The organism is Leifsonia sp. McL0627 (genome assembly GCF_058244615.1).
Genome location: NZ_JBZCGM010000003.1, coordinates 1128845 through 1143939, shown reverse-complemented (window position 1 = coordinate 1143939; position 15095 = coordinate 1128845). Strand labels below are relative to the sequence as shown.

General features: G+C 68.4%; 11 protein-coding genes. 1 reads left to right on the top strand and 10 read right to left on the bottom strand.

Annotation, left to right across the window (positions count from 1 at the left end):
• Positions 1–68: 68 nt before the first annotated feature.
• From AC37TH_RS13690 to AC37TH_RS13645, 10 genes are all read right to left on the bottom strand, one after another.
• Positions 69–2108, bottom strand: a complete 2040-nt coding sequence (locus AC37TH_RS13690; RefSeq protein WP_490764888.1) for a cell wall-binding repeat-containing protein — start codon at positions 2106–2108, stop codon at positions 69–71.
• A gap of 114 nt (positions 2109–2222) precedes the next feature.
• Entirely contained in the window at positions 2223–4481 is a 2259-nt protein-coding gene (locus AC37TH_RS13685) for a cell wall-binding repeat-containing protein (RefSeq protein WP_490764887.1), read from the bottom strand.
• Positions 4482–4678: 197 nt separating this feature from the next.
• Positions 4679–5365 carry an SDR family oxidoreductase gene (locus tag AC37TH_RS13680; RefSeq protein WP_490764886.1) on the bottom strand — a complete coding sequence of 229 codons (687 nt, stop codon included), beginning with the start codon at positions 5363–5365 and terminating at the stop codon, positions 4679–4681.
• 188 nt (positions 5366–5553) lie between these two features.
• Entirely contained in the window at positions 5554–5778 is a 225-nt protein-coding gene (locus tag AC37TH_RS13675) for a DUF4287 domain-containing protein (protein ID WP_490764885.1), read from the bottom strand.
• Between the two features lie 144 nt (positions 5779–5922).
• Entirely contained in the window at positions 5923–6555 is a 633-nt protein-coding gene (locus AC37TH_RS13670) for an NAD(P)-dependent oxidoreductase (RefSeq protein WP_490764884.1), read from the bottom strand.
• Positions 6556–6662: 107 nt separating this feature from the next.
• Positions 6663–7139, bottom strand: a complete 477-nt coding sequence (locus tag AC37TH_RS13665; RefSeq protein WP_490764883.1) for a MarR family winged helix-turn-helix transcriptional regulator — start codon at positions 7137–7139, stop codon at positions 6663–6665.
• Positions 7140–7387: 248 nt separating this feature from the next.
• Complete coding sequence (locus tag AC37TH_RS13660) at positions 7388–8605, bottom strand: RNA polymerase sigma factor (RefSeq protein WP_490764882.1); 1218 nt, start codon at positions 8603–8605, stop codon at positions 7388–7390.
• Positions 8602–8973 carry a YciI family protein gene (locus tag AC37TH_RS13655; RefSeq protein WP_490764881.1) on the bottom strand — a complete coding sequence of 124 codons (372 nt, stop codon included), beginning with the start codon at positions 8971–8973 and terminating at the stop codon, positions 8602–8604. Before AC37TH_RS13655 ends, AC37TH_RS13660 begins: the two co-directional genes overlap by 4 nt.
• Positions 8974–9013: 40 nt before the next feature.
• The gene (locus AC37TH_RS13650; RefSeq protein ID WP_490764880.1) at positions 9014–11395 is read right to left on the bottom strand and encodes a YhgE/Pip family protein; all 2382 of its coding nucleotides are present in this window, start codon (positions 11393–11395) and stop codon (positions 9014–9016) included.
• 1 nt (position 11396) lies between these two features.
• Positions 11397–14195 (bottom strand): MMPL family transporter, encoded by a 2799-nt coding sequence (locus tag AC37TH_RS13645; RefSeq protein ID WP_490764879.1) that lies wholly within the window; start codon positions 14193–14195, stop codon positions 11397–11399.
• Between the two features lie 209 nt (positions 14196–14404).
• Between AC37TH_RS13645 and AC37TH_RS13640 the strand changes: the two genes are divergently transcribed.
• Positions 14405–15037, top strand: coding sequence for an HdeD family acid-resistance protein (locus AC37TH_RS13640; RefSeq protein ID WP_490764878.1), 633 nt, complete (start codon positions 14405–14407; stop codon positions 15035–15037).
• Positions 15038–15095: the final 58 nt, after the last annotated feature.

Here is a 15095-nt window from a genome sequence, read left to right as displayed (position 1 = left end):
GTGTCCGCAGCGGACGAAAAGGTTCCACGCAGGCAACGCGGCGTGGCGCGGCGTGGCCGACCGGCCGATCAGTCGCACTCGGTCAGCGTGCTCACCGGAACACCGAGCGCGGAGGTGCCTCCGAGCAGTACCACCGTCGACACCTCCAGATCGGACAGTTGGCTGATGATTGTCGGGGGCACGCAGGACGACGGGGTGACATAGAGCGGCGCTCCGAGCGCGCCGGCCAGGGCGCCACCCGAGAGGGCATCAGGGAAGTTCGTCCCGAGAGCGAGGAACGCGAAGGTCGACGTGTGCGCGTACCCGGTAGTCGGTGACACCTCATCGAACGCGTTGCCGACGACCGATTCGGACGTCTCGTACCTGTCCCGGCCGGCCAGGCGCGTGACCGTAACGCCGGGCAGTCGGCCCAGCGAGTCGGTGACGCCTGCGCTGACCGCGGCTTCCCCGCCCGCCACCAGGATCTTCGTCGTCTGGAGCGCTCTGAGGGCCGCACTGGTTGCCGCGTCGGCCGTGGATGCACTCCCGTCGACGATGAGCAGTGGTCCGCCGGCTGAGGCGGCGGCGCTTCCTGCGGACAAGGCGTCGGGGAACGTCGCGGCCGTCGCGACGTACGCGGTCTGCGCGCCGTGCGGGAACGCGTACGCCGCGATGGCCCGCGAGGTCGCGAAGCGGTCCGGGCCGGCAACACGCACCACGTCGGGTTGAACCGGGACGTACTTCTGCAACTGGGATTGAACGGCGGCCGACACGGTGGCCGTGCCGCCGACGATGACGATCTTCTTCGGTTTCAGCCGCACGAGTTCGCTCTGGATGGACGCGGGGATCGCTGTCGGCGCCACCAGGAGCAGGGGTGCGTGCTGCGCAGCGGCGGCGGGGCCCGCGGAGAGCGCATCCGGGAAGTTGTATCCGTTGGCGATGTACACCGCTGGAACGCCAGGGGAGAAGGCCTTCGACGGCTCCAGAACGTTCCGCGAAATGGCGACGGAGGTGGCGAACCGATCATCCCCGGCGAGCCGCGTTGTGGGAGGAAGCGCCAGGGTGAGCGGGTGGTCGGTCCAGTCGCCCACGGCGACCGTGATCGGCTGACTGATCGCGTAACCGACCGCACCGCCCCGCAGCTTCAGCCGGTACGTTCCGGGAGGGAGGGGGCCGGTGGCGTATGCGTCCCCGGCCAGCCGCGAGGGAAGCCCGCGCGTGCCGTCAACGTAGAGCGCGAACCCGCCCGCCGTGTCCTGACGCCACACCTGCAGCCACTCGGTGTCCGGTCCGCTCGGTGTGACGCCGCCCGCCTTGCAGCCTGGACATGAAACGCTCCCGTGGATCGCGGCGCCGAGGAATGTGTATCCGTTCGCGCCGGTCACGGCCTGGCCGGCCTTCACCACGACCGAATCGTTCTCCGTCGGATTCGTCGCGGTCGATCCGAGATGCGCCCAGGTCGACGTCAATCCGATCCCTTCGTCCGAGCCGAACTCTCCGGTGTACGTCCCGGGGTACAGGCCCGTGACCGTGTACGACCCGTCCGGATTGAGGTTCGCGTACCCCTGATCCGGGTGATAGTACGGATTGAGTCCTTGGTTGAGCGACGTGTTACGGGTCAGCACGACGCTCGGCTGCGGGGTGTGGGCGAGACCGGGGGAGCGACTCAGGGTGCCGCTCACGCTCGCGGGGGCCGGGAGCGTGATGTCCGCGACCGTCGGCGACGAACTCGGGATGGAAACGGTCGCTGCTTCGCCGACATAGCTCGCATACTGGCCGGTCGCGGAGGCGTTCGGTGTCCACCACGGGCTGAGGAACCCGCCGGTTCCGGTGTATCTGAAGCGAATCCCGAAGCCGGTTCCTGCCGGAAGCGTGAGCGAATAGTTTCCGGCGGCGTCCGTGGCAGCCTCGTCGCTGGGAGCCGGGTTGGAGGTGACAGCGCCCCAGCCGACCTCCACGTCGCCCGCACCGGCGGCCACACCGGGGGAGCCGAGCGAGACATGTCCGGTGACGGTGAAATACTGCCCGGTGGAGGCGGGTGCGAACCCCGTCCCGGCCAGCACGGTGACGGCGATGATCGCCGCTACAGCAAGCACCAGCCTCGATGCGGGCGCCTGGCTTCGGTGCACGTGCACGCTCCTCTGTTCATTCGACGTTGCGTCGCAGCGAAGAACGTCGGCTCAGATTCGCACGGAGAGGCGACGTATTTCCATTCGAAACCGTTCAAGGGACCGAAACGGACCTCAGCACGGTCGGGCCCACGTCACGCTCGACCCGACCGCGGACGTGCCGCCGAGCACCGTGACCGCAGTCAGGCGGAGGTTCTGGATCGCACGGAACGTGTCGTCGGGGACACAACCGCCCGGAACCGTCGCGACTGTCGCGCCGCTCCGCCCAGCGAGTGGGGCAGCGGCGAGCGCGTCAGGAAAGTTCTGGCCGGTGGTCAGATAGAGGTGCGCGGAAGGATCCCCGAAGGCTCGGAGAACGGCCGCCGACACGGCGTACCGATCTGCTCCGCCGTAGCGCGTGGTGGTCGCGACGCCACGCAAGTCGGTCAGGATCCCGTCGCTCACGGCGACAGGCCCACCCACGACGGCGATCGACGACGGGTGGAGGGTCCGAATGAACGACGCGTATCCCGCAGGGAGACCCGCCCAGCCTCCGGGGACGAGGAGCAACTGGCCGCCAGCTCGTGCCGCCGCGGCTCCCGCGGTGACGGCATCCGCGTATCCCGTACCGGTCGCCACGAAGAGCGGCTTTCCGGAGTGTTGGTTCGCCGCAACGATTCCGTGGGACACGGCATAGCGGTCTGGGCCACTGACCCGTTGCACTGTGGGTGCTAGAGCGAGCAGTTGGGCGACCACCGAATCCGAGACGGCGGCCGGTCCGCCGACGACGACGATCTTCGACGGCGCAAGAGCGACGATGCCTGCGCGGGTCGCGCCCGGCAGGCCGCCTCCGAGCGTGAGGAGCAGCGGGCCGTGATTCGCCGCGGCGAGCGGCCCGGCAGAGAGCGCATCAGGGAAGTTCTCGCCCGATGCGACGTAGACGACGGGAGCACCATTGGGGAAGGACGCTCTCGCAATGGCGACCGCGGCCTCGTAGCGATCGCCGCCGCCCAGACGGCTCGCCGTGGCTTCGGCGATGGTTGCGATGCCCGTGTTCGTCGCTAACCAGGGCCGCCCCTGCGCATCGAGTGTGACGGAGTTCACGTTGCCCACGTCGACAGCTCCTCGGAGAAGCGTCCCACCCGGGCGCAGTGCAAGCACTTGCGTGGCGACGGAAGTCAGCCCGTCTTGGAAACTCTGGCCGACCAGGAGGATAGTGCCGTCCTGCTCTGCGGCGACGGGACGGACATCACTGTCGCGGAGATCGGCCCGGTCCTGCACGGAGCCGTCGAGTCCGATCGAGAGAAGGTGCGCCACCCCCGTGCCGGAGGCCAGATCCATATGTGAACTATCGACAGCCCAGAGTCTGCCTCCGGATTCGATTCCCGAAGCTTGAAGTGTTTCCGGCGCGGGGAGGGCGATCAGTCGCAGATTCGACGGCGTCGTGCCGGCGAAGATCGCATGGGTCCCATCGGCCATCTCCGAGTTGATCCACGTCGCGGACCGTTGCGCCTGCCGAGTCATCGGCCACGCGGTGCTGAAGTTCGTTCCGAGCGTTCTCTCGGCGACAGTCCCGTCGGGTTGTACCAGCCCGGCTCGGGAGAGCCCGTCCCCGGGGATTCGTCCCACATACCAGAGCGCGTTGCCGGCGCCAGGCCAGACGGACGACATCAGGACGCCGTTGACACTCGGTGGGGAGGAGACCGTCCCATCCGGAGCGATCCGTGTGAGGGAGCCGCGCAGGCTGACCCATGCTCCGCCGTCGTCGGTCGGCACGATGGAGATTATGCGGCCAGGAACGGTGAAGGCGCGAGCAGCCCCGTGGGTGATACGCACGGCGATGTCGGAGTTGTCCGAGCCGCCTGCAAAGGTGCCCTGATACCACGCCGTGCCGTCGCTTCCCGCGTTCAGATAGTCCGCCCAGGTCGCGCCCGCCGGCAGGGGGATCTCGGAGACCGTACCGTCGATCGCGATGTGCATGACATGCGCCACCTGTGGCTCGCCGACGGCGACCACGTACGTGAAGCCGTTCCGGTCGTCGCGGACCAGGTGGGAGCCCACCGAAGAGATTCCGCCGGGGGGATACGCGGCGAAGCGGGTGTAGACACCGCTCGTCGTCATCCGCACGATGTCATTCGTTCCGAAAGTGAACCACAGGGCTCCATCGGGACCGTTGACGAGCGGCGACTGCGTTTGGAAGGTGTCCGTGGTCTGCGGATAGGCAAATGTGGGCGTCACGAGAATGCGGTCGGCGGCTGGACTCGCTGGCGCGGGAAGCGAGGCTGACGACGGTCCGACCGCCGCCGCGGGGACAGCTGTACCGAGCAACCCCATCATGATCGCAACGATGGCGAGCGCGATGGGCGCAGTCCGCTTCAGGCTGATGCTGCTCATCTCCACCGGCTCCTTCATCGACGCTGCCGTAGGCGATGCTATCCGAACAGGCACCCGTGCCGATGGCCCGCGTAAGGGGCAGCGCACCCGGAGTCGCGGTTCCGCCGGCCGTGTCCTGGGAGCTCGCCAGAGAGGTTGCCCGTTGCATGCTCACGCCGAGCCACGAGCACGGCGAGAGTGCCGTTTCCGTCAGGAGTTCACAGCTCAGGGATCGTGTATGCCCCGCGGATGCCGCCGTCCACCGGGATGTCGGCTGCGGTGAGGTACCCGCTGTCACTGGATGCGAGGAAGGCCGCCACACCTGCGATCTCTGCGGGCGTCGCGAACCTGCCGGTCGGTACGTGGCCCAGACGTTCCTTCAGTCCCTCGGGCCCGACCTTCTCGAACATGGCTCGGCTCTGCGGAGTCTCGACGGGCCCGATGCTGATCGAATTCACGCGAATACCGGTCTTGGCGAGGTGGATGCCGAGATCCCGTGTGGTCTGGATGACAGCCGCTTTGGCCGCGGAGAAGGCTGTCTGGGCCGTCGCGGCTCCCATCCCGGAGAGAAACGAGCCGGTCGTGATGATCGAGCCGCCGCGACCGCTGGAACGCATCACGGGAGTCACGTATTTGCACATCAGGACGACGGGAAGGACGAGGTTCCGGAACGCGGCCTCCCAGGTGGCGGTGCTGTTCCCTTCGAGCGTGTGGTCGTCCGGGTCGAGGGGCCCGGCGTTGTTGTAGAGCACATCGATCCGTCCGTGGCGATCGACGATCGCGGACACGACCTCCATCACACCGCTCTCGTCCCGGACGTCGACGCGATGATGCTCGACATTCGAGAGCGCGACCTCGTCACGATCGAGGCCGACCACCGTTGCGCCCTCACTCAGGAAACGCACAGCTACGGCTTAACCGATCGCGCCGCCGACTCCCACAACGACACAGACCTTTCCTGCAAGTCGGCGGTTGTCATCAGGGACGCTGGGGCTGGTCGTCGTCGTCTCCTCGTCGTTTTTCGGATGTCGGAGACGACTCTACGTCGGTGTCACGACGTGGGGGAGCAGTGTTCGGTGTGGTCGGCGAAGGTCTAGCTCTGAGAACCAGACGCGTCGTCTTGTGCTCGGACATAGCCGACGATGGCGTTGGCGTGTCCGTGTCCCATTCCGTGCTCAGACTTCAGCCAATTCACGATCTCCATGTGTTTTGTCACTGGGGCACTCCGAACTACGTCGAACCAGTACTCGATGGGATGCCCGTACTTCTTCTCGATGGAGGGGAAGTAGCTCGCCGGGCCTGTGATCTTTTCCGTCATGTCCGACATTTTAGAACCGACCCCGAAACACCCGAGCTGACATAATGTGCATTATCAGCGTAAGAAACTGGGCGGCCACTAAGGTGCACGAGCATCCGGATGCTGGCCGCCAGCCAGGACGAATGCGTGCGCGGCGTCGCCGACCTATTTAGCGTCGGTGACGACGACGATTTGGCGGATGAAGCTGTCCTGGACGGCGGAATCGAGCAGGAACTGGGCAACGTTCGTCCGAGACGTTGCCGGGAAGATGGGCAACTTCGTGACCTCTTCGAGAGTCACCGCGGCATACCGCGAGCTGTCCCGGTCGTTCAGTGCTCCGGGGTACTCGAGGGTCCACTTCAGGTCGCTGGATTTCAAGAGGACCTCCGACGCGGCCTTGTCGGCGTAGACCTTCCGAAGCGCGGTGCGGAAGATCGCGCCGGCGAGGAATGAGGCTTTGGCCAGGGAATCACCGACGCCGAACGCCGACACGACGACAAAGCGGTCGACGCGGGACGTTTGCACGGCTGCGATGACGGCGCGGACGGTGTCGGTGATCAGTGTCGGAGTTTCGCGGGCGCTTCTCGTCCCCATCGTGCTGATGATCGCGTCCTGACCGTGAGCAGCCGCCGCGATAACGTCGGGGTCGGTGACGTCGCCAGTGACGATGTGAGCGCGAGAGTCGACGGTGGCGTTGGCTCTCCGAACAAGCGCGGTCACCTGGTGTCCCTGGTCGAGAGCCTTCTGGATGAAGATGACACCGGTGCGCCCAGTCGCTCCGAGGACGAGAAATTTCATGGCTATTCGCTTTCTGCTCGTCGTCCGGCCCGATCAGTTCGGCGGGACAATCACGACAATAGTCAATATTCCTGACTAATGTCAACAGAGCAGAAAGCCTGAAGTGCTTATCGGGCGAAAGGGTCTGTAATCTCGCGGAGCTGGTCCAGGATCTGTTGCAGGAGGGTGAAATTGCGGGTGCCCAGGTAGTCCTTCCACTCGGAGAGGATCTCGTCGAGCGTCGCCTGGGCGACGGCCGCCGCCTCTACCCCACGCCCCTCGATCACGATCAGACGGGCACGACCATCCGTGGGATCCGCAACTCGACGCACGTAGCCCAGGCGTTCCAGTTGGTCGACCATCACTCCGGCGCTCTGCTTGCTCATCTGCGCCTGCTCGGCGAGATCCGTGAGCCGCGAGCCCTCGGGTGCGATGCGCTGAAACACGCGACACTGAGCGAGAGTCCAGTCGTCGAACCCGGCCTCCTGAACAGCCCGGAACATCCGCTCCTCGGTATACCGATACGGAATGAACAGCGACACGCCCAAATTGGCACCCAGCGCGCCGAAGAGGCCGCTCTCGGCTCCATTCGCTTCTGATTCCACGACGCCCACTCCCCTGTGTCAACTCAATCGAGCCCGATTCGCAGACGGTTGCCTTCCGTGCCGCTGTCAGATTATAGTCACGATTGCTGACCGTCAGCGTTGTGACTATGGCGTGTGAGGAAACTGCTCACGGCCAGGCTCTCACCCGTCGCGCGACGGCAGGCCACGCCGACCTACGGGGTTTTCTCGGCATCTCCCAGGTGGTGGCGTCGCTGTTCCTCACGACGAACAAGCCTGACCTGGTCGTGTCAGCGGGCGCGGGAGCGGAGGTAATCCGCAGCGGCGGGGTCCGTTTCGAGTGCCGCCGCGCGCAGGTACGCGACCGCGGCGTCCTCCTCGCGCCCAGCGCGCGTGAGAAGGTCGGCGCGGGTGGCGTGGAAGGCCGCCAGTCGACTGCTCTCGGCGGGGAGGCCGTCCAGAAGCGCGAGTCCGGCGTCCGGCCCGTCGGTCCGGCCGGTGATGGCCGCGAGCGCGATCCGGGCGCCGGCGGTCGGCGCAACGATGACGAGTGCGCCCGCGAGCGTCTTGAGGGCCGTCCAGTCCACCGCCGCTCCCCGGATGCGTGCGGCATGGACGGCCTGCATCGCCGCCTCGAGCTGGAATCGTCCCGGTGTCCCACCCAGCGCGGTGGCACGGAGGAGGTAGCTCTCCCCCTCGGCGATCAACCCCGGATCCCAATCCCCCGGGTCCTGATCCTCCAACGGCAGGAACGCGCCCGCGCGCGCGTCCGCTCTGGACAGCGAGAGCGCGATCAGCGCGGCGAGCGACCAGGCTTCGGGTTCCCTTTCGAGGAGGGACGCAAGGGTCACCGCGAGATACAGCGCCTCCCCGGCGAGGGAGTCCGGCTCACGGTGCGAGCGGACGTCGGCGTCGTGCCAGGCGATCGCGTAACAGCCGTAGACCGCCTCCAGCACGGCGCCGAGCCGCGCCGGCATGTCCGCGCGGCCGGGGACGGAGAACGGGATGCCCGTATCCCGGATGCGGTTCTTGGCCCGCACGAGTCGCTTCGCGAACGCCGCAGGCGCCGCCCCGGACGCTGCGGCGATCTGCGCCGCGGTGAAGCCCAGGACGGTCTGCAGCATGAGCGGTGTGCGCATGGCCGGGTCGATCGCCGGATGCGCACAGGCGAACAGGAGTTCCAGCCGCCGGTCGCCGATCGCATCCTGGTCGATGTCTTCCAGTGTCGTGCGCAGGCGTGGGTCGTCGTCGTCGAGCTCCGTGCCGGTGCGGTGGGCTGACGACTTCCAGACGTCGCGCTGTCTGTTCCTGGCCACAGTGAGCAGCCATCCTTCCGGGTTCTCCGGCACGCCGGACGCCGGCCACGAGACGAGCGCCTGCTCGAACGCGGCCGCCACGGCGTCCTCTGCGTCGGCGATGTCGCCGTTGGCTGCGGCGAGGAGTGCGACGAGTCTCCCGAACGACGCGCGGGCCGCGTGCTCGGCGACGGACGGCGCGTCTGCGGTCACTCGACCCAGCGGCCCTCGACGGTATGCGTCGCCACCGGTCGGATCTCGATCGACCCCCACTGCACCGGCGGGGCCTGTCTGGCCCAGTCGAGCGCCGCATCGAGGTCGGTCGCCTCGATGACGATGGCCCCGCCCAGCTGTTCCTTCGTGTCCGCGAACGGGCCGTCCTGGATGCGGAACTCTCCACCGGCCATGGACACCGTCGTCGTGCTCTCCGTGGGTCTGAGCACTTCGGCCGCTATCAGCGCCCCCGCGGCTTCCAGCGTCGCCGTGTATGAGGCGAACGCGTTCTTCGCGTTCTCGATCGCCTCCTCGCTGAGCTTCTGACCAGCGTCTTCGGAGTAGTGCATCAGGAGCATGTACCGCATGGTTCTCATTCTCTCGTTCGGTCGTGCAGTGGGCAATGGATCAGTGGATGACCGTGTACTCGGTGATGAGCACGCCGGTGGTCGTCGGGAGGCTGCGCTCCAGGCGCAGGTCGACACGGTCACCGTCGGCGAAGAGTCTCGTGCCGGCGCCGAGCACGAACGGATAGACCTGCAGTGCGTACCGGTCGACGAGTCCGGCGGCGTGAAGTGCGCGTACGAGTTCGCCGCTTCCCATGATCAGGATGTCGCCGGAGTGGCGCTTCTTCAGCGCCATTACGGTCTCGACGGCGTCGCCGACGAGGAGTTCGCTGTTCGGAAACGCGAGCTCGGTGTCTGCGCTGCGCGAGACGACGAACTTGTCCGAACCGAGCAGCGAGTCGATGGTGATGCTCTCGTAGGCCGTGATCGTGCCCATTCGTCTCCCCTCCAGTCCCCCGCGCGGTGCGGGTTCGCAGAGATGACGATCGGATGGTCCGCCGATGGACACCTCGACGGAGATTGCTGAGTCATACGGTCGGACGGCCTGCCGCGTGCATCGCCGACTCCGACTCGCGCGACGGCGTGTACTCCCCCGTCCCCACACCCGCCTGGCGGCGATCCCGGCCCACACCAGCACCGCTCCCGCCACACCCCACGCCACGAGTTCCGCAGCAACCACCAGCACGGCACCGACACTCGTGTCCCCGATGCCGACGCCCTTTTGCATCGCCAGCACTCCGGATGCGGTCGGCAGCACCCCAGCGATGCCTGCCAGCACAGGCGGCACCGTCGACGTCAATCCCACCCCGAATGCCACCAGCGCCACCACGACGGCCACCAGACGCCCCACGGCGCCGAACGCCGCGACCAGCCCCTGATTGAGCACGCCGAACACGGCCCCGGCGAGGCAGCACAGCAGTGTGAAGCCCAGCCAGGCGCCCGGCGGGAGGCCGAGCCCCACCTGCGCCGCCGCCGCCACGAGCACGCCCTGCCCCACGCCGATCAGCGTCGTGGTCGCCGTGCTGCGTAGCGTGAGCCGCACCGATGAGCGCGTCGAGAGCAGTTCGTGCGTCGGCACCGCGCGCCGCGCGAGCACGGTGGCGAGTCCGCCGATCCACAGCGCGATCGCTGCGAGCAACGGAGCCGTCTGCCGGTCGTCGTGGCCGCGCACCGTGGCGTCGTCCACCGGATGCGCGGCGACAGCAGACAGAGTAGTGATGTCCGAGTCGCTGTACGCCGGGATCTTCTGCGCCGCTTCGGCGAGGCTTTGCGCGAGCTGGGTCGCCCCCGCATCCACCTGGGTCGCCCCGGAAGCGACCGACGCGGTTCCCGTCGCGAGCGTGCTCGCCCCCGCGTCCGCCTGCGCGGCCCCCGACGCGACCGATGCCGCGCCGGACGCCGATGACCCGATCCCGGCGACGAGCGTCGGCATCGCAGCGGCCAGGGCGGAGTTCCCCGACGCCACCTGGTCTGCGCCCGCGGCGAACTGCGCCGCTCCCGCGTTGGCGGAGTTCAGGGTGGCCAGCGCGTTCGTGGCGTCGTCGCAGAGCCGTCCGGGGGTCTGGCAGATGCGCGCGACGACGGCGGTGAAGCGCGCAGTCGCAGCCGCCACCGATCCGGATGCGGTTCCCGCCGCTCCGGCGACGGCCTGCGCCCCTTGCGCCAACGCGGCCGTCTGCCCCGGCAACGGTGCTGCCGCGGCGTTCAGCTGAGCGAGCCCCGCAGCGAGGCTGGCCGCCCCCGCATCCAGGGGCACCAGCCCCGCCGAGAGGCTCGCGGCGCCGGTCGCCGCAGACTGCGCGCCGGCGGCCAGCGAGTCCGCGCCCGTCGCGACGCTCTGCGCACCGGTTGCCGCCTGCCCGATCTGCGAGCCGATGGTGTTGAACCCCGCGTAGACGTTGCTGAGGTACTGGCTGGTCAGCTGCGTGTTCAGCGACGTGGTCGCGGCCTGGACGACGGCGGCGGTCACGACGGGATCGAGCAGCGCCGATGCCGGGCTGGTCGTGACGTGGAGCGTCGCCTTTCTGGCGGAGGCGGCGGGACCGGAGATCGAGGTGGCGTCCGCCGAGAACGACGGCGGGATGGTCACCACCGCCACGTAACCGCCCGCGGCGAGCCCCTTCTTCGCGTCCGCGTCGTTCGTGAGCACCCAGGTGAGGGTGGACGCTCCCGGTGTCCCGTTTGTCGCCGTCGACGACGGCGTCCCTCCCGCGATCAGCCCAGCGGCGAATTGCCGTCCGAGCGGGACGGTCTGCCCGTTCACCGTCACCGGCAGGTCGTCGTTGACGATCGCCGCCGTCACCCTGTCCAGGCTCTGCGACGGATTCCAGAGCGCCAGCATCAGCAGGCCGCCGACCACGAGGGGCAGGATCAGCAACGCGACGACCGTGAACGGCCCGATCCTCTCCAGACCGAACCGCGCAGTGAACGCCCTGCCCGGCATCTCAGGCCAACGCCCGTTCGGACTCGACGCTCGGCACCCGGCGCCCGCCGTCGAGGTCGAGCACCACCCGCTTCACACCGACGGGCAGCAGATCGTCCGCTCCGGCCTCGTCCTGGCACGACACCACGATGGTCAATGGATGCGCCCGCCGCCCGGCGTCGCGCGTCGCCGCACGCAACTCCCGGGTGACAGCAGCCCGGTCGGCGCGGCCGGTCACCGCATCCACGTCGTCGATGGCCAGTACGCCACCCTCGCCGGCGACCGCTGCACGGATGGCGGAGACGGCCTCCGCACCGCGCCGCCCATCGCCCAGCACGGCCACCCCAACCACATGGCGCACCGCGCCTGCCTTCCCTGGCAGCAACTCCCCCAGCACCTTCAACCGTCCCGCGCCGACCCGCATCCTCCCCGCGATGGCCAGCACGACAGCCGCCCGCTCCCGCCGGTGTCCCCCGCACACGATCAGCACGTGCCCCTGGGGCACCATCACGTCGATCCCGCTCACCACAGGCCGCCACGGCCGGCCCACTGTAACGCCGGAGGCCGCGATCGCGACCCTGGATCCCGGTTCCGGCCAGTCGGCGGCGTCGAGTTCCTGCTGCAGCGCCGCCCCTTCCACGTCGAACGACGGCAGGGCCCTGTCGAGCCAGACGGGCATCCACCAGGCCTTGTCGCCGAACAGCACCAGCACAGCGGGGATGAGCGTCATCCGCACCACGAACGCGTCGATCACCACGCCGACGGCGAGGCCGAGCGCGATCGGCTGGATCGACGCGTCGCCCGACGGGATGAACGCGGCGAACACCGCGAACATGATCAGCGCCGCAGCGGTCACCACCCGCGCAGAGCCGACGAAGCCCCGTTCCACCGCGTGCCGGGCGGCGCCGTGGTGCACGTAGTCCTCGCGCATCCTGCTGACCAGGAAGACCTCGTAGTCCATCGCGAGCCCGAACAGCACCCCCATCAGGATGATCGGCATGAAGCTGATCACCGAGCCGAGCGACGCCACCCCGAGCGGTCCGGCGAGGAACCCGCTCTCGAAGACCAGACTGGTGATCCCGAACGCCGCCCCGACCGAGAGCAGATAGCCGAGGGCGGCGGTCACCGGGACCACGATCGAGCGGAACACCATCGCCAGCAGCACCAGCGACAGCCCGACGACGACCAGCCCGAACGGCAGCAGGGCGTGCCCGAGCTGCGCGGAGATGTCGATGCCGGCGGCCGTGTACCCGGTGACCGACAGGTCGACCCCGTACTCGCGGAGGAAGTGGTCGTGCATACCGCGCAGTGCGGCGACGAGCTCGGTGGTCTGCTCCGAGTCCGGCCCTCCGACCGGGATCACCTGTGTGATGCCGGTGTCGCCCGGCTCGTTCGGCGTCGAAAGGGGCACGGCGGCGACGCCGGGGACGCTCCGGATCTCGGTGGCCAGTTCGTTCATCAGCTCCACCGGGTCGGTGCTCTGGATGATCTGCCCCGTCACGACGAGCGGGCCGTTGTAGCCAGGGCCGAAATGCTTGGCGATGAGGTCGTAGGTGATCCTGGCGGGCTCGTGGGTGTCGAGCGACCCGGCATCAGGCAGCGCGAGCCGGAGCGACCCGGCCGGCACGGTCGCGAGGCCGAGCAGGGCGACCACGGCGATGACCGTCACCACCGGCCACTTCGTCGCGCCGTGCACCCAGCCGAGGAAGAACCCGCGCTGTGCGACCGCAGGCGCTTCCGGCGCGTCGGGCGCATCCGGTGCATCCGGCGCTGGCGCCGCCACCGGCTTCCTGTACCGCTTCGCCACCACCCGCATCCCCGCGAACCCCAGTAGCGCCGGTGTGAGGGTCATCGAGATCACCACCGCCATCGCCACCGCGACCGCGGCGGCCACACCCATCGTCGTCAGGAACGGGATGCCGGCCACCGAGAGCCCGAGCAGCGCGATGATCACCGTCATCGCCGCGAATACCACGGCCGAACCCGCCGTCGCGACCGCCCGCGCGGCGGATTCCTCCGGCTCAATCCCCTGCTTCAGCTGCTCCTGGTGGCGGGAGACGATAAAGAGCGCGTAGTCGATCCCCACCGCCAGTCCCAGCATCAGTGCGAGGAGCGGTGTCGTGGAGGTGATGGTGACGAATCGGGTGGCCACGAAGATCAGCGACAGCGACAGCGCCGCCCCGAGGAGCGCCGTGATCAACGGCAGTCCGGCGGCGACGAGCGAACCGAAGGTGAACAGCAGCACCACGAACGCCACCAGGATGCCGAGCAGCTCCGTGATGCTGATGCCGGTGTCGCCCTGTGAGAAGAGCTGCCCGCCGACCGCGACCTGCGAGCCGTGCGGGAGCGCGGCTGCGAGGCTCGTCCCCGCCGATTGCAGCGCATTCTTGGTGCTGTCGTGCACGGCGCTCTGCGCCACCGAGAGCTGGATGGGCACGAGGGCGGCCGACCCGTCCGAGCTGATGTTCGTCGTGGAGCTCGAGCCGTACGGCGAGGTCGCACTGGACACCTGCGGCAGGTCCGCGATCGCCGCCACCGTCGACTCCACCAACGGTTGGATGCTCGCATCCCGCACGTCCGCGCCGTCCGGGGCGACCACCACCAGCTGCGCCGACGCCCCGCTGACCTGCGGGAACGTCCTGGCCAGCGCATCCAGTGCCTGCTGCGACTCCGTGCCGGGAATCGTGTAGGTGTTCTCGGTCCCCGTGCTCAGCAGTCCGGCCGCCGCGAACAGCACGACGATCACCGCCGCCCAGATCGTCAGCACCCGCCAGCGCGCCCGGTACGCCCAACGACCGAGCGCGGAGAGGACGGAAGGCACGGAGCACCTCGAATCTGCGACCGGGGCTGCCACATCACGGGCGCTTCGTCGCTAATGTAGAGCTTTCCTCAGCTGACGGCAAGGGGTGGCGGAACCGGTCGCACCGTACGGAAACGCCGTAACACGCCGACCGCCGCTGTACGCCGGAGCGATAGTGTCAGCAGCAAAGCCGCACCTGTCGCGGCACCGAAGGAATCAAGGGGATCATCATGTCGACACCAGGCTCCACCTCAGCAGCGTTCCAGGAGTTCTCGCTCAACGCAGCCGACCTCACCCGCGGCGCCATCAACGGCGTGCGCGCGGCGCTCGGCATCAGCGGAGCCGTCGCGGTCATCCTCGGCGTCGTCCTGCTGTTCTGGCCGGTCAGGACGCTCGCCGTCGTGGCCGCCTTCCTGGGCATCTACTTCATCATCGCGGGCGTCATGCGCCTCGCCATCGGCATCTTCAGCAAGGGGATCACCGGCGGCGTGCGCGCGATGCACATCGTGTTCGGCGCACTGCTGGTGTTCGCGGGCATCATCGCGCTCAAGAACGTGACCGTCGCCGCCGCGACCCTCGTCATCCTGGCCATCGCCTTCGTCGGCGTCGCCTGGATCATCGAGGGCATCATGTCCATCGCCGAGGCGGGACGCGCCGCGTCGTCCGGCTGGGCGATCACGTTCGGCATCATCAGCATCGTGGCCGGCATCGTCGTGCTGTTCCTGCCGGCGTCGTCTGCGCTGTTCCTGCTGATCTTCTCCGCCATCGCGCTGATCGTGCTCGGCATCATCGGCATCGTGCGTGCTTTCACGTTCGGCAAGGACGTCCTGGCTGCGACCTCCGCCGCAGCGCCCGCCGTCTAGCGAACGAACGAGTGGTCCCGAATTGCCGCGTGCGCACTGCGCGCACGGCGATTCGGGA